Origin of the sequence: Lentibacillus sediminis (assembly GCF_002763455.1) — a bacterium.
GTDB classification, from domain to species: Bacteria; Bacillota; Bacilli; order Bacillales; family Amphibacillaceae; genus Lentibacillus_D; species Lentibacillus_D sediminis_A.
Genome location: NZ_NIXK01000001.1, coordinates 490,630 through 507,319 on the forward strand (window position 1 = coordinate 490,630; position 16,690 = coordinate 507,319).

General features: G+C 41.2%; 15 protein-coding genes. 11 read left to right on the forward strand and 4 right to left on the reverse strand.

Annotated elements, in window-relative coordinates; all coding sequences use genetic code 11:
* Nucleotides 1-99: 99 nt before the first annotated feature.
* Nucleotides 100-2,010 (forward strand): BglG family transcription antiterminator, encoded by a 1,911-nt coding sequence (locus CEG13_RS02270; protein ID WP_158234628.1) that lies wholly within the window; start codon nucleotides 100-102, stop codon nucleotides 2,008-2,010.
* 93 nt (nucleotides 2,011-2,103) lie between these two features.
* Nucleotides 2,104-4,062 (forward strand): fructose-specific PTS transporter subunit EIIC, encoded by a 1,959-nt coding sequence (locus CEG13_RS02275; RefSeq protein WP_100010137.1) that lies wholly within the window; start codon nucleotides 2,104-2,106, stop codon nucleotides 4,060-4,062.
* A 48-nt stretch (nucleotides 4,063-4,110) separates the two neighbouring features.
* On the opposite strand, the gene CEG13_RS02280 is transcribed toward CEG13_RS02275, so the two are convergent.
* Entirely contained in the window at nucleotides 4,111-4,662 is a 552-nt protein-coding gene (locus tag CEG13_RS02280) for a GNAT family N-acetyltransferase (RefSeq protein WP_158234629.1), read from the reverse strand.
* A 275-nt stretch (nucleotides 4,663-4,937) separates the two neighbouring features.
* Here CEG13_RS02280 and CEG13_RS02285 point away from each other — a divergent pair, with 275 nt between their 5' ends.
* From CEG13_RS02285 to CEG13_RS02295, 3 genes are all read left to right on the forward strand, one after another.
* Nucleotides 4,938-5,693, forward strand: a complete 756-nt coding sequence (locus tag CEG13_RS02285; RefSeq protein WP_100010139.1) for an SDR family NAD(P)-dependent oxidoreductase — start codon at nucleotides 4,938-4,940, stop codon at nucleotides 5,691-5,693.
* 89 nt (nucleotides 5,694-5,782) lie between these two features.
* The gene (locus tag CEG13_RS02290) at nucleotides 5,783-5,962 is read left to right on the forward strand and encodes a hypothetical protein (RefSeq protein WP_100010140.1); all 180 of its coding nucleotides are present in this window, start codon (nucleotides 5,783-5,785) and stop codon (nucleotides 5,960-5,962) included.
* A 181-nt stretch (nucleotides 5,963-6,143) separates the two neighbouring features.
* The gene (locus tag CEG13_RS02295) at nucleotides 6,144-6,641 is read left to right on the forward strand and encodes a hypothetical protein (protein WP_143469645.1); all 498 of its coding nucleotides are present in this window, start codon (nucleotides 6,144-6,146) and stop codon (nucleotides 6,639-6,641) included.
* Between the two features lie 446 nt (nucleotides 6,642-7,087).
* Here the strand turns inward: CEG13_RS02295 and CEG13_RS02300 are convergent, their stop codons facing one another.
* A complete protein-coding gene (locus CEG13_RS02300) occupies nucleotides 7,088-7,981 on the reverse strand; it encodes a protein-glutamine gamma-glutamyltransferase (RefSeq protein ID WP_100010142.1) in 894 nt (297 codons plus the stop codon).
* A 175-nt stretch (nucleotides 7,982-8,156) separates the two neighbouring features.
* On the opposite strand from CEG13_RS02300, the gene CEG13_RS02305 reads away from it, so the two are divergent.
* Together CEG13_RS02305 and CEG13_RS02310 are read left to right on the forward strand one after the other, a co-directional pair.
* Complete coding sequence (locus tag CEG13_RS02305; RefSeq protein WP_100010143.1) at nucleotides 8,157-8,342, forward strand: carbon storage regulator; 186 nt, start codon at nucleotides 8,157-8,159, stop codon at nucleotides 8,340-8,342.
* Between the two features lie 71 nt (nucleotides 8,343-8,413).
* Nucleotides 8,414-9,586: a flagellin N-terminal helical domain-containing protein gene (locus CEG13_RS02310; protein ID WP_100010144.1), complete on the forward strand. Its 1,173-nt coding sequence runs from the start codon at nucleotides 8,414-8,416 to the stop codon at nucleotides 9,584-9,586.
* A gap of 225 nt (nucleotides 9,587-9,811) precedes the next feature.
* On the opposite strand, the gene CEG13_RS02315 is transcribed toward CEG13_RS02310, so the two are convergent.
* Complete coding sequence (locus CEG13_RS02315; RefSeq protein ID WP_100010145.1) at nucleotides 9,812-12,268, reverse strand: YheC/YheD family protein; 2,457 nt, start codon at nucleotides 12,266-12,268, stop codon at nucleotides 9,812-9,814.
* A 203-nt stretch (nucleotides 12,269-12,471) separates the two neighbouring features.
* On the opposite strand from CEG13_RS02315, the gene CEG13_RS02320 reads away from it, so the two are divergent.
* The 4 genes from CEG13_RS02320 (at nucleotide 12,472) to CEG13_RS02335 (ending at nucleotide 15,211) form a co-directional block, all read left to right on the forward strand.
* Nucleotides 12,472-13,206: a type II toxin-antitoxin system prevent-host-death family antitoxin gene (locus CEG13_RS02320; protein ID WP_100010146.1), complete on the forward strand. Its 735-nt coding sequence runs from the start codon at nucleotides 12,472-12,474 to the stop codon at nucleotides 13,204-13,206.
* A gap of 166 nt (nucleotides 13,207-13,372) precedes the next feature.
* Nucleotides 13,373-14,305 (forward strand): alpha/beta fold hydrolase, encoded by a 933-nt coding sequence (locus CEG13_RS02325; protein ID WP_100010147.1) that lies wholly within the window; start codon nucleotides 13,373-13,375, stop codon nucleotides 14,303-14,305.
* Nucleotides 14,306-14,427: 122 nt separating this feature from the next.
* Nucleotides 14,428-14,628 carry a YjfB family protein gene (locus CEG13_RS02330; RefSeq protein ID WP_100010148.1) on the forward strand — a complete coding sequence of 67 codons (201 nt, stop codon included), beginning with the start codon at nucleotides 14,428-14,430 and terminating at the stop codon, nucleotides 14,626-14,628.
* 97 nt (nucleotides 14,629-14,725) lie between these two features.
* Nucleotides 14,726-15,211, forward strand: a complete 486-nt coding sequence (locus CEG13_RS02335; protein WP_100010149.1) for a BsuPI-related putative proteinase inhibitor — start codon at nucleotides 14,726-14,728, stop codon at nucleotides 15,209-15,211.
* Between the two features lie 100 nt (nucleotides 15,212-15,311).
* On the opposite strand, the gene CEG13_RS02340 is transcribed toward CEG13_RS02335, so the two are convergent.
* Nucleotides 15,312-15,938 (reverse strand): metal-dependent hydrolase, encoded by a 627-nt coding sequence (locus CEG13_RS02340; RefSeq protein WP_100010150.1) that lies wholly within the window; start codon nucleotides 15,936-15,938, stop codon nucleotides 15,312-15,314.
* Between the last annotated feature and the right edge of the window lie 752 nt (nucleotides 15,939-16,690).

Genomic DNA, 16,690 nt, shown 5'->3' on the forward strand with positions numbered 1-16,690 from the left:
TGCCTAAAAAGACCTGTTGTAAATTTAATCTATTGTTTTAAAGCCACCAAGTCTATATGATGAGTATAGTGATATCTACGTATTCGGATGGTGTTTCAGGTGAATAACAGGCAAAAAGAACTCGTACGCATTTTGCTGACCGGTTTGAACGACTTTGTTCATGTGCAGGAGCTGGCAGATGAACTGGATTGTTCGGAAAAAACGGTGCGGAATGATTTGGACAAGGTGGAGACCTTACTCGGGGAATATCCTTCTGCTGAACTTGAACGGAGACGGGGGATGGGTGTTTGTCTTTCCATCAATCATGAGGACAGGGTAAAATTGTTCCATCGTATCTATCAGGATGCAGCAGTCTCTGATGACGATCGGTTGCTTGAGATGGCCTATCAATTGCTTGTAAGCGATAAGCCGCTGACATTGGCAAGTTTAGCTGGTGAGCATTTTACCAACACAACCACAGTCAAGAACGATTTAAACCGAATTGCCCGCTGGCTTGAAGGTTATCATTTGGAATTGCTTTCAAAGCAGCGGCTCGGACATTTTGTTAAGGGTGAGGAATTAAATAAACGGAATGCGCTGGCAAATCTCTCGGAATTAATCCCATCTGAACCCGGGGAGCGGCGGCGCGTGCTTCATTTGTTCCAGCCAAGTGAAATCAATACAGTCAGAAAGCTGTTGCGGGATTTGCAGATGCGTTACCCAATTACATTCGCGGAGGGTGAATTTGAAAGCTTGCAGATTCATGCGTTGATTATGATTAAACGCACCCGGCAGCGTTCCTCTATTTTTCTGGGGGAATCCGATGATGGCACGAATGTGAAGCTGGAATCCTACCATATGGCGGCATGGTTTCTGAAACAATTGGAGGATACGCTTGGCATGTCGTTTCCCGAAGATGAGTATGTTTATTTTACCTGGCATCTGGAAAGCTGCAGAACAACGCATGGCGGAAACGGGAATGGATTCGTGGCGGAGGTCGTCCGGCAGATGACGGCACAGCTGCAGCGTATGACCTTGATCAAGTTTCAGGATGATAACGTGCTGAAAGAGGGCTTGGAAACCCATCTCGCATCAGCCATTCATCGCGTCAGGCATGGTCTTACCATCAGAAATCCTATGCTCACAGACATCAAAAAGAAATATGCCTATATGTTTAGCATGGTGATTCTGGCTGTCGAAAAGATGAATGAAGCCTATGAATTGGATATACCTGAGGATGAGGCTGCCTATCTTGTGCTGCATTTTCAAGCCTCAATCGAACGGATGGAAAAAGAAAAAGCACCGGTGAAAAAAGGTGTGATTGTTTGTGACCTCGGCGTCGGGATGTCTCATTTGTTGCAGGCAAAATTGGAGCAGTCCTACCGGGGAATGGACATCCTTGCTAGTATCAGTAAGCATGAGATCCCGGGGTTTTTGGAGAAGCATGAGACGGACGTGATTATTTCCACTGCGGATATTGATAGTTCCGAAATTCCGGCCATTGTCGTTTCACCGCTTCTTGAACCGGATGATACGAGGCGTCTGGATCAGTTTCTGCAAGCAAGGGATCAGCAAGACACAAGTGAGGTAGAGGCACTAGCTGCAATCAAACCGTTCCTTAACCCGGATTTTATCTATCCAGGAATGAATTTGGAACACCGGTTCGAAATTGTTGAAATGCTTGCAAATGACCTAGTGAATCACGGATTTGCTGATCAGAAGTTTGTCCACAGTGCCATGTTAAGAGAAAGGGCATCTGCCACCGTTATCGGGGGAGGCGTAGCTATTCCACACGCTGATCCGTATGCAGTCAGAAAATCCGTTGTCTCACTGGCTGTGTTGAAGAAACCGATCCAATGGGGCGACGAAATGGTTTCTGTTGTGTTTCTTCTGGCTATTGCCAAAGAAGACCAGACAATGACAAAGTCACTTATGCAGACAATTGCCGGGATTAGCCGGAATCCTGTCCTCGTGGAGAGATTGAGTGAAGCAGAATCTGCAGCTGATATCCTAACAGTGTTCGAACAATAATTCATTTTTACCGTTGTACTGGTAAAAATGAATTATTTTTTTGGGGTGAAAACGTTTTATAATAGAAGTAGAAAAGAAAAGGAGGCAACTGATATGCGAATATTGGCTGTAACCGCGTGTCCGGTTGGTATTGCACACACGTACATGGCTGCTGAAAATTTGCAAAAAGCGGCGGATGATATGGGTGTCGATATGAAAGTCGAGACACAAGGTTCGATTGGAGCAGAAAACGAGCTCACAGATAAAGATATTGAAGAAGCAGATGGCATTATTATTGCAAGTGATAAGGATATTTCCAAAGATCGCTTTGCCGGGAAAAAGCTACTCGTGACCGGCGTCCAGGAAGGCATTCGCAACCCGGAAAAGTTGATCAATCGGGTGCAAAGCGGGGATGTACCGGTTTATGAATCTGGACTGAAGTCGACAGATCAAGTGAAAAAAGAGCGCAAGGAAAAGGAAAATCCGATATACCGGCACTTAATGAACGGTGTGTCATATATGATTCCTTTTATTGTCGTCGGGGGACTATTGATTGCGATATCCCTTGCACTTGGCGGTGAGCAGACGCCGGGTGGAATTGTTATCCCGGAAGATTCATTTTGGAAGCAAATTGAGAACATTGGAAGCGCATCATTTAGCTTTATGGTTCCGATATTAGCTGGTTTTATTGCCGTGAGTATAGCCGATCGTCCGGGGCTCGCACCGGGAATGATTGGTGGCTATATTGCAGCAACCGGAAGTTTTTATGGCAGTGAAGCTGGCGCTGGTTTTATCGGCGGTATTATTGCCGGTTTTCTTGCTGGTTATGTGGTACTTGGCATTAAGAAAATTAAAGTCCCGCAAGCGGTGCAGCCGGTCATGCCAATCATCTTTATTCCGATCATTGCATCATTAATCGTCGGTATCCTGTTTATAACGGTCATTGGTGCTCCGGTTTCTGCAATTTTTGCATCGCTGACAACGTGGCTGGAAGGCATGCAGGGCACAAGCTCCATTGTTTTGGCGCTCATCCTCGGTGCCATGATCGCTGTCGATATGGGCGGGCCTTTTAACAAAGTGGCGTTCTTGTTTGGATCTGCCATGATTGCGGAAGGCAACTATGAAATAATGGGTCCAATTGCAGTTGCCATTTGTATCCCGCCACTCGGTATGGGACTTGCTACATTTTTAAACAAACGCAAATATCAGCAGGCGGAAAAAGAAACAGGGAAAGCCTCCTTTACCATGGGTCTATTCGGAATTACAGAAGGCGCGATTCCCTTTGCAGCACAAGATCCCATCCGTGTGATCCCAAGCATTATGACCGGTTCCATGATTGGAGCGGCAATTGCAATGATGGGCAGCGTGGGAGATCGCGTGGCACATGGCGGACCGATTGTTGCCGTGCTTGGTGCCGTGGACAATGTGCTGATGTTCTTTGTTGCAGCTATTATCGGTACGATTGTAACGGCTATTATGGTTAATTTGCTGAAAAAAGATGTCCAGCCTGCTGGTGTGACGCCTGGGGGTGTGGAAGTGCCTGCGGAAGACGCGTCGGACACTTCTGAAAATGACCAAAGACAGGCGCAGGAAGAGGCAGTCGAGGATGTGGAGATTCATAAACTGACGGATATCCTGAACCGGGATTTGATGACGGTGAATGTAGCCGGTTCAACGCAAGATGAGGTGGTCGATGAGTTCATCCAACTGCTCGATGGGCAAAACATCATCGATTCCAAAGAAACGTTCAAGCAGGCGATTTATGACCGGGAGAAGGAAAGCTCCACCGGACTTGGCATGAACATCGCAATTCCGCATGCTAAGTCATCTGCCGTCAAAAAACCCGCTGTCGTTTTTGGCCGCAGTAAAGATGGCATTGACTGGAACAGCCTTGACCGCACGGATGCCAAGCTGATCTTCATGATCGCTGTACCGGAAGAACGGTCAGGAAATGATCATTTAAGAATCCTGCAAATGCTGTCGCGGAAACTGATGGATAATGAGTTTAGGGAGCAACTGCTGGAAGCTGAGACGAAAGAAGAGGCTTATCAATTGCTTGAGACGATTCAGTAGAGATGAAAAGGGATGGGTCAGTGACCTGTCCCTTTTTCACGTGGTTTGTTAATCTTTATTAAGCTGGCTGAACACATAATTCCAAGCGACTTCTTGTGCAGTGGTTTGTATGGCGGGCGTAAAACCGAATTCCAGGTAGAGATGAATAGCTGCCAGGCTTCTCGGCTGTGTTTTTAAATAGGCTTTATGATGATAGTTGGAAAGCAGCTCGAAAGCCTTTGCGATCAATGGCCTGCCGAGTTTTTGCCCCTGAAATTCAGGCTTTATTTCCATCCAATGCAGCCGTCCAATCGTTTGCTTATCCCACTCTCCCACCCATGCGGTTGCTGTGCCGGCATAACTGCCATTTGTTGTTTTTAGGAAAAGGATGCGTTTTTTCGCTTCGGTCAAGTGTGGTGTGAATTCTTCAGCAAATCGTTTCAGGGCTTGTGTTTTATGCGGGAATTCACCTGCTGCGGTTGTGACTTCAGCCCATTGGTGGCGTTGTTCTTCGTATGTTAATAGGGAGAATTCATACCCGGCTGGGAGTGGATGATTGGGGATGTATGGAGTGTCGTTGAGGATGGAGAGATTTAACTTTTGAGAGAAAATAATATCCACTAGTCGAGAGTCTCTTTCCTTTTTCAAGTTTTAGTGGCTCACCCGTGTCATAAGTGGCTCAATATTGATGCAACAGTTATATTGAAAAAAAGTTCAAACAAATTACTTGAATCCAGTTAATGGAAAGCGGTAACATAATAAGTGAGACTAGTTCTATTTTACTAATAAAAAATACTTGAGAAAGGTTGATTGAAGGAAGAACAGTCGAAATGGCTCAGGTCATTAAGCTGGAAGATCTCTTTTGAATCAACTAAATCGACAGAGGAGGAGTTCAGATGAGTAGATTAAAAGATAAAGTTGCTATTGTTACTGGTGCTGGTGGTGGACAAGGCAAGGAAGAAGCAATACTGTTCGCCAAAGAAGGGGCAAAGGTTGTTGTTACGGATATTCAGGAAGACAAGGTGAAAGAAGTAGTTTCGGAGATTAAGGAAAACGGCGGGTTTGCGATTGGATTCTATCATGATGTTTCCTCGGAGGAGCAATGGGAGCAAGTGGTTAAAGATTCAATTGCTGAATTTGGAAAAGTTGATGTTCTTGTCAACAATGCGGGTATTTCGGATGCCGGGGAAGCTTTTCATGAAATTTCCCTGGAGAAATGGCAGCGGACACAAAATATTAATCTTACCGGTACGTTTCTTGGCATGAAACATGTCATTCCAAACATGCTTGAACATGGCGGCGGCTCGATTGTTAACATTTCGTCTATTGCCGGATTGACTGGCGGGAGCGGTGCCAGTTCCTACACGGCTTCTAAAGGCGGTGTAAGGATGCTCACCAAAGCTGTTGCCATCGATTACGCGAAACAAAATATTCGGGTCAATTCTGTTCATCCTGGGTATATTGAGACACCAATGACCACTGAGCTTTTTCAAAATGATGAATACCGAGGCTGGTTTGAATCTCAGACACCGCTGCCACGACTTGGCAAACCTGGGGATATTGCTAATGCTGTTTTGTATTTTGCTAGTGATGAGTCTTCCTTTGTGACGGGTGTTGAATTGCCGGTTGATGGTGGGTATTATGCGCAGTAGGATTGAAGTGGTGTAATGAAAGGATTGCCCCTGAATGGCGAGGGGGGTGATCCTTTTCATGTTACACTAATGTAGTTGGAGGGTTATATATGGGGCAATTAAAAAAAAGCGTATTCAATTTATCAAATAAAGAAAGCGATTTAAGGGATTTTAAAATTGGATTAAAAAACAGGATTGACTTTAAAAGAGTATCAATTAACTTAGAATATAATGACGATGAAATAAACTATTGGCGGGATTCCAGAATATGTTTATTCAACAGTATTTGAGTTTCCTGCTGCATTAGCTATTGATATATTAAGTGAGCTAGGGTATGAAGGTGATAAACTTAATTTTAAAACAGATACTGAAAGAATTATTCCTAATCATGTCGAAAGTTTTAGTTATGTTGATTTTGATGAAATCTGGAATTTCATAAAAAAGCTTGATGAAAAAAGTTTCCTTGTTGTTATGTTATTAATTGCTTCAAGTAATTCTCATTGGGAAAGTATTACTAGTATTCAACAGTTAATCATAAAAGAATTGAATAACTTTAAATTTGAAATCGATTATAAAAGGTCATCAGTTTTTATTGCTATGTCTTTCGGTGAATCTATGCAAAAGGCAAGACACTCTATAGTTAAAGTGATTGAAGAATTTGGGTATGATGCAATGCTTATTGACATAAAAGAACATAATAACCAAATTGTCCCAGAAATTTTTAGTGAAATAGAAAATGCGGAATTTGTCGTAAGTGATTTAACCGAACAAAAGCGAGGAGTTTATTTAGAAGCTGGTTATGCAATGGCGAAGAAAAAACAAGTAATTTTAAGTTGTAAAACAGAAGATTTTGAAAAGAGGCATTTTGATGTTAGTCAAATTAATACAATTATATGGTCTGATGAGGATGAATTGGAAAATAGATTAAGAGAAAGAATTAAAGCCATGTATACATTGTTTAAAAGGTAAGGTTATTGTACTACCCGAACTTTGGCAACATATTGCCGAATGTTTGAATGTACTAAGGATAAAGGTGGAAATATTGGGGTAGCATATTTATTTCATTATCTGAAATAAAAAGGAAAGAACGTAGTAAGATAATGAAAGAACGAAGGACAGATAACTTCTTCCTATTATGACGGTGAAATTCGGACAATTGCTGATTGCATTTTTCGATTTAATAGTTTTCTTAGATTATGAACTTTAATAATTACGCCTGTTTATTGAGCTTTTAGAGACCGCCTTTTCATAAGTGGTATCTTGAATGTTTAACCATACAGCTAAAGTTTGTACGGAAGTGTTTTATTTTGCATTGCTCAAAGCAAGCTGCATTAAACGTACGTGCAACCGTTATTCTGGCTTAATTGAACTCAAAAAAGCAGGGACAGTTTTGCCGTCCCTTAGTCCAACGCCAATCAATCCAATGTATAATTAATCGTTATCTTCATATTACCCCTGCCCCACAAGCCTACTAAGAATCCGTAATAATAATACGAAATAGATGGTTGGTTATGATGGTAGATCGTATCATATAATATTACCCGATTTGCAGGCATCCTATCAGATAGATGGTTTCTTTGTTTTAGCTCGATCCAATGGTCGAAAGAGGGCCGTACTATTTTATCAAGTATATAAGCATCCTCTTTATCCGATTCACCCAACGTGTTTAGTTTCTTGATCATTTCTTCCGCGCTTAGTATTCCCATGCCATGTCCATAATAAAGACCATCCCCAAGGTATACGGAATTTTCCCCTTGCCATTGAGGTTTAATATTGTCAGGGTTTTCAAAATAAACGACATCACCTGGAATTGGATCAGTCTCTGTAACGGTTTTCAAAACAAGATCAGAATCTGTTAACCAGCTATACAAATATAAATCCTTAAAGTAATTATTAAATGTTTCAGCTCCCAGGTATTGAATCAAGGCATCATAGTAAACAATGGTCATAGCTGTTGCGCATTCAAACGCGTATTCATCGCCATTGTTAAAAACATCGGAGATTGCGTCTGAAGGCTTGACCCCTTCTCTTAAACGGATACCGCCTTGTTCCGTGACAGTCCAATACCTATCATTAGCCTTTGTGTTTTCAAAGGTGGCAAAGCTTGCATTGCTGTTGTTCAGCTTTTTTGCTGCCTCAATAATATGCTCCCTTATAAGAATGGTGCTCTCCAAGTCCTGGAAGGTTAGGTACCTGTAAACTGTTGAGCTTTTGTCCAGCTCTTTTAAAATATGTCTACTTTTATTTGAAATCGAGATTTTATCAATCAATTCATCCCAATGAAAGGTCGTACCCGAAACTTTAATCATTTTTGTACACACCTATCCTGAAAAGTCATGATGATAGTGTATACAATCAAAAAGAATTTGTGATACCTTCTATCGTGAGTTTACACAATATTTTATAAAAAACTTTTTCAAAAAAACATTAAACATCCACGGGCTGCTGCCGATATAAGAAGTATCATCAAGGAGGATGAGCGCCATGGCCCTAACGTTAGGAAGAAAGCCCGGTGAGAAGGTCTTTTTAGTGGACGATCAGGGGCGAGAGGTTGAAATTGAAGTAGTAAGCCGGGAAGACAAGCTGAGTAACTATACACAGCTACGAATCAGCGCTCCACGGGATTTTCAGATTGTACGTGGAGAGATTTACAATAGTGATTCCAAGTAATTGGAATGATTATAAATCAGCAAGCCAAATGGACGTGGCTTGCTAGAAAACAAAACATGGAGGTAAGGTAAATGATTATCAATCATAACATTGCGGCGCTAAACACGCACCGCCAGCTGACAGGCAACCAAAACGCAGTACAGGGATCGCTGGAGAAGCTTTCTTCGGGTCTTCAGATCAACAAAGCAGGAGATGACGCAGCGGGTCTTGCGATTTCTGAGAAGATGCGCGGGCAGATTCGTGGGTTGGAGATGGCTGAGAAGAATGCGCAGGATGGGATTTCTTTGATTCAGACTGCTGAGGGAGCGATGAACGAATCTCATGCTATTTTGCAGCGGATGCGGGAGTTGGCTACTCAGAGTGCGAACGATACGAATACGGATGCGGATCGTGCGGAGCTACAGAAAGAAGTGGATCAGCTTGCTAATGCGTTGAACGATATTTCTGAGGATACGGAGTTTAATACTCAGAGCTTATTGGATGGTTCATTTGAAGGGACTTTCCATATTGGAGCTAATGAAGGGCAAAATTTATCAGTTGAGATTGGTGATATGAGTGCTGAGGCTCTAGGGGTAGTCGGTGTCGAATCTACTGAAGCAACAATTGCTAGTAACTATGTTGTTACAAATTCAAATGGTGAAGAGATCAACATTGAGTTTGCTGACTTAGAAACGGGTACTGAAGAAACTGAGGGATCTCATACTTTTAATGAAGAAAATAACACGTTGACTATTACATTGGCACAAGATGCTGGTGCAGATGCAAGCAGTCCTGGTGCAATCAGTTCAACGCATAATGATGTTTTAGCCGCAATTAATAGCGTTAGTGGATTAAATGCAACTTTAGCAGATAGTGTGGCAGATGGAAGTGCGGAAATTGGCGGTACTACTGTGCCTGCAGATGGTAATGTCAGTGCTGCAACAACACCTGATCCAGACAAAGGTATAAATATATCTACACAATCAGCAGCTGACAATGCCATCACAACTATCCAATCAGCTATTGATCAGGTATCAGCTGAACGTTCCAAACTAGGTGCAGTCCAAAACCGTCTGGATCACACCATCAACAACCTGGGAACTTCAGCAGAAAACTTAACCGCTGCTGAATCTCGTATTAGGGACGTGGACATGGCGAAAGAAATGATGGAATTCACGAAGAATAACATCCTTTCCCAAGCGGCACAATCAATGCTGGCTCAAGCAAATCAGCAACCGCAGGGAGTATTGCAGTTGTTGCAATAAGGATAAATTACTTTGGGGAGACTCTAGATTACTAGGGTCTCTTTTCTTTTTGGTGAAGAATTATAATCTAAACAACTAAAAACAGCATCTTCTATATTATTCTTGGAACTCTCTTTTTGTAAAAGCATCCCCAGAGAAGAAAAAACTGCCAGAGTTTACTTTACTCGGCAGTTTTATAACCTGTAATGGCTTTATGGTTGATTTTATATATTAGACCTGATACTTCTAGGTTGCAGACATTACATACTCAACTTGTTCAATAATACTATTCGCGTATACAGTATGATCATAAACTGTAGCAGGACCACTAGGATCAACATCAATCAAACGTAATTGCTTAAACTCGTTGACTCCAAATGATATAGATACTTCGCGAAAGGTATCACCATAGACATCTCGAAGGAGTTTAGCAATCTGTATAGATACCTCTTGGATATCACTACCAAGATACTCTGCGTTTTTGTCTTCATAATTAGTATTTAGAAACTGTGCAAGCTCTTCTTGATCAAGAGTTTTAGTATCTTTAAAGTCCTGACTTTCCGCATAAAGACTTACAAATTTCCACCCTTGTTCATTCAACATAAGGTAGGTATGGATGGTGAATGGCTTGCCGTCTTTATCCAGTCCTCTGGGGTCTTTTTGTACAAGCAATTTGCTACTCTTTATCTGCTCTCTAAATTTGTTTAGCAGAGGTAATTCATTGTATGTTTGAACTGAATTAGCTCTCGATAAATTATATTTACCGTTTGGCAGAGGTTCTACATACTGCACTCCTGCTGTGGCACTCCGCATTTCAGGTTTAAGCAGAACATCACCATACTTTTCAATATACCGGAATATATCACGTGTCCTATTAACTTTTTGAAATGGCGAAAAGATACTGGCTAACCTGGTGTTTTCTTGAATTTTATTATAAATTTCGGAACGACTATGCTGGATTCCAGGCCACTGATTAATAAAATGAACCTCTTCAAGTTCTTCATAAATCCATTCAGCATTCTTATGACCTCGCAGTTTTAACCGGTCAAATATCACGTCAGGATATTCAACCACTTTTGGTACCCATTCATCATCTTCATAAAAATATCCTTTTATGAGCATTTGCTCATAATCAATATCTTTAGGTGTAAATAAAAATAGATGGATCTGTTTCTCTTTAGCTAATTCGGCAAAAGCAACTGCTAATGAATCACCTTTAATTTTTCCCATAAGGATACCGATCGTTGTTTGGTTATCTAATCTTACCAGCTCAAGATTTGAAGTTTGAGAGTTGAACATACCACTTCTGGATTTCCTCACGCTGTCCGAGTAGGCAATTCCGTTTTTGGCGATATATTTAGCATAGGCGATTGTATTTATTGCTCTTTTTTCTTCATGATAAGCAGTTTGTGGGCCGTTATTGGCCTCATGCATCCAGTATCTCCCATTTTCGTCAATGGCCAGATCGATGCCAAGCTCATCAAGAGAAAGGTTATGTAATTTATCCAGGTGGTGTGCTAATTCTAAGGAGAGGCGCAGGATAATTTCTTCGTGTTTTTTACCGGCCTCTCCATATTCCTGAATTAGAAACGTATGAAGATCTTCCACTTTTCCATCTGTTGCAACGTTACTTAGATTGCTCTTTTTATTACCCACTCTTGGATAAATATGAGTTAACACCCATTTCCCTTCCGCATTCTTTTGTACATGTGCCCGAATGTGATAAGGTTCATCATTTTTGGTTCTCGTATGCACATACTTTTGAACAATAAAACTTCCTTGTTTCTTCAATACAACAGAGAGCAGCCATTTGTGAAACGCCTCAGCACTATAAATACGCTCTTTTTTATGCTCTTTTATTACATACTTGTTTGCCTTTTTTTCAACAAAATAGATATTTTCGCCCCGGTTACCCATCAGGTATTTAAACACGACATGATTATTGTGCTTTAAAAACGCATAGATTTCACTTTCTTTTTGACATACTCTAAATGGCACAAGTAATTCGGCGTACTTCCGAAACTTAGCCATCCGTTTTGGCAAAGAATACTTATTACCAACGTGAAAACTGGTAAATGGAATAATCCTTCTCAGTTTTCGCTCTGCATGTGACTGTCTCCCTGCACCGACATTGTTAATAACATCGGGAAAGGGCAGGGGGAGACGTTGCCAATTTCCATTCTCAAACACATCAGCAATAACTTCTTTTTTATCAAAGTCAACGTCGGTTGATGTGAAAAAACATAACCTGGTATGTTGTCTTTCACTTTCCACGATTAGCGAATGTATTCGTTCTTTTGTATAAATTTCACGAGGGTTGTGAAATGAGGAGAACACACCAATTGTATATACTTTGTCTTGATTTTGCTGGTCAATTTCCTGAGATAAACCATTCGCAGTTTTCTTTAAGACCGGCAGAAAAGAGAACTGTAATATCTCATTGATTTTAATGAAGTTTCCTTTCTCCAGCAATTGTACGATCTCAATTAGATACTTTTCTATTTTATTTTTCTCCGCAGCCCAGCCGGTATTATTTAGACTGTTGCTGATTGCACTGAAGCCTTCCGTGATGGAACTGAGAATAAAAATACTTTGGTTTAACTCCTTTTGTTTTATAAGCTGATGAAAATGCTCGGAAGCCTCAACTAAGGTTTGGAATATATTGTTTATCTGTTGAATGTTTTGATCTGATAATGTACACATAGGAACACTCCTAACAAAATGATCTAATATTAATATCGGTTAGAGATGGGATTTATTGAATGGAGGTTTGATAATAAAAAGACTTTCTCAAAAGAAGAGGTGGAGGCAAGATTGGTATGTTGAAAGGGTTTGCATTAATTTATAACTTAGATATAATTGAATTAGCTAATTTAGCTAATATATGTGATGGTAGGTGCCACACGATGATCGTCAGTTCAACCGAGGTACAGAATAACTTTGGGAAGTATTTAATGCTTGCGGCGAAAGAAGAAGTTATTGTCACACGAAATGGTGTCGAGATTGCAAGATTGCAGAAGGTGGAAGAACCTGAGGCAGCACTGCAAGAAAGCACCGTAAAGGAAATGCCTCTACCTTACCATGCCAAATCCCAAAAGGCGACGTATGAGGAATTTCAGGAATTAACGCTTGATGAGGAAAACCGGTATGAATATATTGACGGAGAGATTTATTTGCTGGCTTCACCAAGGACAGCACATCAATATGCAGCTGGCACATTGTTTGGCCATTTTTTTAATCATTTTCAGGGAAGTAAATGTACGCCGTTCACGGCACCCTATGACATTCATCTCAAGCGCCCAAGCTATGATGACCCTAGTGTTGTGCAACCTGATTTAATGATTATTTGCGATTTGGATGATCATCTGAACGACCAGGATTATTATACAGGGGTTCCGTCTCTTGTAGTTGAAATTTTATCAGAAAGCACACAAGGCAAGGATCTGGTCAAAAAGCTGGACCTTTATATGGAATGCGGTGTTGGAGAGTATTGGATTGTTGATCCGTCTGAGAAGAAAGTGATTATTTATTATTTTGAGGAGCGGGAGATTAGACGGACGGTGATTTGTAAATCGACGGAAACCGCAGATTCGTTTCTTTTTGATGGGCTTTCTGTGGATCTTGGACGGGTGTTTAAGTAGTGAGAGGTACTAAATGAGTATTTTAAAAAGGCGAGCAAACACCCGTCTTCACTATTTAATGCGCCGTCAATGTTGTGGTTTTTGTAGTTGATTGGAAGATTCATATTATCACATTAATATGATATAGTTATGATAGCGCTACCAACCGTAAAAGAGGAGGCTAACAATGGCCATACAAGAAATAAACTTCCAATCTTTCAACCAAAAAGACACCATCAAAGCCTGGATCTACACACCTATCCGCAAACCAAAAGGAATTGTCCAACTGGTACACGGATTTGGCGAGCATTCACGCAGGTATTTGCACATGATATTAAAGCTGAATGAAGCAGGTTTTGTCGTCGCAGCAGACGATCATGTGGGACATGGAAAGACAGCATATGATTCTGGCAATTGGAGTGATTGGGGCGATCAAGGATACATGACCATGGCGGAAGATGAACATACGCTTCGTGCCATTGTCGAAAAACAATTCACCGATTTGCCTTATTTTATGTTCGGCCATAGCATGGGCTCCATGATCGCCAGAAGTTATGCAGCTGCATATGGAGAAGGTATAGACGGACTGGTTTTGTGCGGAACTTCGGGTTTGTTTCCGCCAGCTGGAGAAACGGCCTCGCAGTTGAAAAACCTGATCGATGAAGGGAAGGGTGAGGAGGTTGATGCCAGTTATTTGGAGAAACTTTTTGGCTGGATGACCGGACGCATTGAAAATCCCAACTCAGCAAATGACTGGATAAGCGGTGATCCGGATGTGGTTGCAGACCATGCGAACGATCCTTTTAATAACTTTACATCAACACCAAACATCCGCTCCCTGTACTATTTTGCGAAGATGATGGAGGAGATTGTTGGAACCGAATGGGCAGAAAAGGTACCCGCCTCCATTCCTGTTTACAATATTGCCGGGGATCAGGATCCAGTCGGCCATTATGGGGAGGGGATTTATGCCGTATCGAATTGGCTGTCGGAAACAGGTCATCGGGTGAAGACAAAGGTTTACCCTGGATACAGGCATGAGATTCATAATTACCGGGACATTCGGGATGACGTGGTGGATGGGATAATTGCTTTTATTGATGAGGTGGTGGAGAAGTAATAAATGCCCCCTCGAAAAGGTAGAGAACTGTGGGGTGTATCTGTTATTTCGGTCCAATTTGTCTGTTTATTGTGATATACTATTTTTATATAATGGTAAATTCAGGAAAAGGAGGTGTGCAAATGGATATTGCAATGATGTCAACTGCGATGAGTCAATTCCAAGTACAGCAACAGGTTCAATTGTCCGTGATGAATAAGGTGATGGACCAATCACAGGAAAACAGTGATGGGTTGCAAAAACTGCTGAAAAGTGCAGACATCAGTGCGATGCAGCAATCTGTGGAGCCGAATTTAGGTGCCTCCGTTGATGTGAAAGTGTGACTTGGACTGAGACACATCTCCTGCTTCCACCATGAATAAACATCAAACGTTTATAACCAGCTCCAATATGAAATGATAAACAGAAGAGGTGGAAAATATGATAAAGCCCAAATCGTTAATACCCGCTGTATTTCTTCTTAGTTTTTCTTTCATATTGGCAGCATGTGCAAATGAGACATCGACAGATAACGGTGATGACCATTCAGGAAGGGAGGCGGCAGAAATCTCGGAAGATAGAATAATTTATGCGTTAAACCCTGTTAAGCTATCACAGGAAAATACGGTATATGAATTTACGATTACCAATGAAAGTGACAGGGAAAAAGAATTATCTTTTACAACGAGTCAGCGGTATGAGTATGAATTGCGGAATAAGGAGAATGAACTGATTCAACGATTTTCCGATGGCAAGGCATTTATGCAGGTGCTGGGAAATGAAGAGCTTGCCCCGGGAGACCAGCTAAGCTATGAACTGAAGCTACCGCCCTTGGAAATCGGTGAATACACCCTGACTGCCTACTCTGTTGCAAGAGGATTAAGTGGAAATCAGGTGCGTGTGGAGTTTGTGATAGAGGACGAGTAGGTGCCTGTCACTTCCCGGTTTTTGTCGAAATGTGTAGAATTTAATGTTAGCCCATGCCAAATAGGTATGGGCTTTAAGGTTTGATTGCTTTCCCTCTCATTTATACTTCCTTGGAGGAAACAGGCAAAAACAGCTTAATCCCTCGTTTATTAAAAGGCAGCATCTTACTGTCCGTCACTAAATGACTGATGTAAGCTGCGAGGCATGTATAATAAACTCCCTGAACCCCCAGTGAAGCTTCCAGACTTGACGCGATAATACCAAAGAAAATAACACCTATAATCGAATGGGTATACCCGCGATGAGAAACAAAAGATGCGATCAAAATATAACCGCCAAAAAGTATCAGCCAGCTTTCCTGCAGAGAAAAACCCCCGGCAAGTACGCCAATTCCTGTGAGGCTCAGCATGTGGCTTTGTTTCAGTTTGGAAGAAATGACCAGCATAGCGAGCCCGATCCCCATTCCCAGCAATTGTTCTCTGCCGGTTCCATCATAAAAACTGTATATGATCATGAATAAACCGATGAGTTGGGCGGTACTCCGAAGTGCTTTGTGCGACAACGTGATTCTTTCACGAAGTTTTCCATCAATGTCCAAATCAGGCACTAATGCAGCCACCATCCCCAAACCGACTAAAAAAACGGTAGCTGAAGGGCTGGAGGTGAATGTACTTGCTGTTATGTATCCCACCGCTCCGCCAACTGCCGCATGTGCTGTTCCGTTCATACATACTGCTCCTTTTGGAAAATGTTAGTTCATGCGCTATATATTTTACTATAAAACACAGGTTCTGTTTAGGGGGAAGTAATTAATTTTTTGAGGACAGAACAGGAGGAGGCTGATAATATTGGGTCCTACTGTAAACATTTATTCATAGTGATGTATAACAATATAATAATTCTGATTATTTTTCATCCCAAACATAAAGAGGGTTGGTAAATGTATGTTGTGCTGTTTGGTGAAACGCTCAAGCAATATGATGTCAATAAAATGTTCGTACTACAAAATGAATGCCTGGCACCGATTTACTTATTGATTTGTTTTTTAATCGGGATATTAGGAAGAAGTGTTGAGTGGGATTATTGAGTGCTGTGTTGTGGTTGAGGATAGGCAAATTAATAGAAATACATAGGAAAAGTAGATAAGCGAAACAGAAGTATTATTTTGTTTTTTGTATGTTTATTAAAATGAGTCTTCAAAACTTTCTTTTTCATAAAAGGAAACCGTTTTCCTTATTCGTAATAAAAATATTTGAAAATGTGTTGAATTTTAAGAGGGTAAGTAATATAATCCATTATGAAAGCGGTTTCTCATTAAAAACAAGCCTGTTTTTTGCTTTTATAAGAAACCGGTTTCCTGGGAATCTTAGCACTCATTTCTTGCGCTAATGATTACAAAAAATTATATAGGGGGACAGTTTATTTATTTGGACATCACTGACTGAAGGTTGACCAAAAAATAAAGCGTTTACTGGAGGG

Coding starts and splice junctions, on each gene's coding strand:
- CEG13_RS02275 (WP_100010137.1), top strand. CDS start 2,104: ATGCGAATATTGGCTGTAACCGCGTGTCCGGTTGGTATTGCACACACG.
- CEG13_RS02285 (WP_100010139.1), top strand. CDS start 4,938: ATGAGTAGATTAAAAGATAAAGTTGCTATTGTTACTGGTGCTGGTGGT.
- CEG13_RS02290 (WP_100010140.1), top strand. CDS start 5,783: ATGGGGCAATTAAAAAAAAGCGTATTCAATTTATCAAATAAAGAAAGC.
- CEG13_RS02295 (WP_143469645.1), top strand. CDS start 6,144: ATGTTATTAATTGCTTCAAGTAATTCTCATTGGGAAAGTATTACTAGT.
- CEG13_RS02300 (WP_100010142.1), bottom strand. CDS start 7,981: ATGATTAAAGTTTCGGGTACGACCTTTCATTGGGATGAATTGATTGAT.
- CEG13_RS02305 (WP_100010143.1), top strand. CDS start 8,157: ATGGCCCTAACGTTAGGAAGAAAGCCCGGTGAGAAGGTCTTTTTAGTG.
- CEG13_RS02310 (WP_100010144.1), top strand. CDS start 8,414: ATGATTATCAATCATAACATTGCGGCGCTAAACACGCACCGCCAGCTG.
- CEG13_RS02315 (WP_100010145.1), bottom strand. CDS start 12,268: ATGTGTACATTATCAGATCAAAACATTCAACAGATAAACAATATATTC.
- CEG13_RS02320 (WP_100010146.1), top strand. CDS start 12,472: ATGATCGTCAGTTCAACCGAGGTACAGAATAACTTTGGGAAGTATTTA.
- CEG13_RS02325 (WP_100010147.1), top strand. CDS start 13,373: ATGGCCATACAAGAAATAAACTTCCAATCTTTCAACCAAAAAGACACC.
- CEG13_RS02330 (WP_100010148.1), top strand. CDS start 14,428: ATGGATATTGCAATGATGTCAACTGCGATGAGTCAATTCCAAGTACAG.
- CEG13_RS02335 (WP_100010149.1), top strand. CDS start 14,726: ATGATAAAGCCCAAATCGTTAATACCCGCTGTATTTCTTCTTAGTTTT.
- CEG13_RS02340 (WP_100010150.1), bottom strand. CDS start 15,938: ATGAACGGAACAGCACATGCGGCAGTTGGCGGAGCGGTGGGATACATA.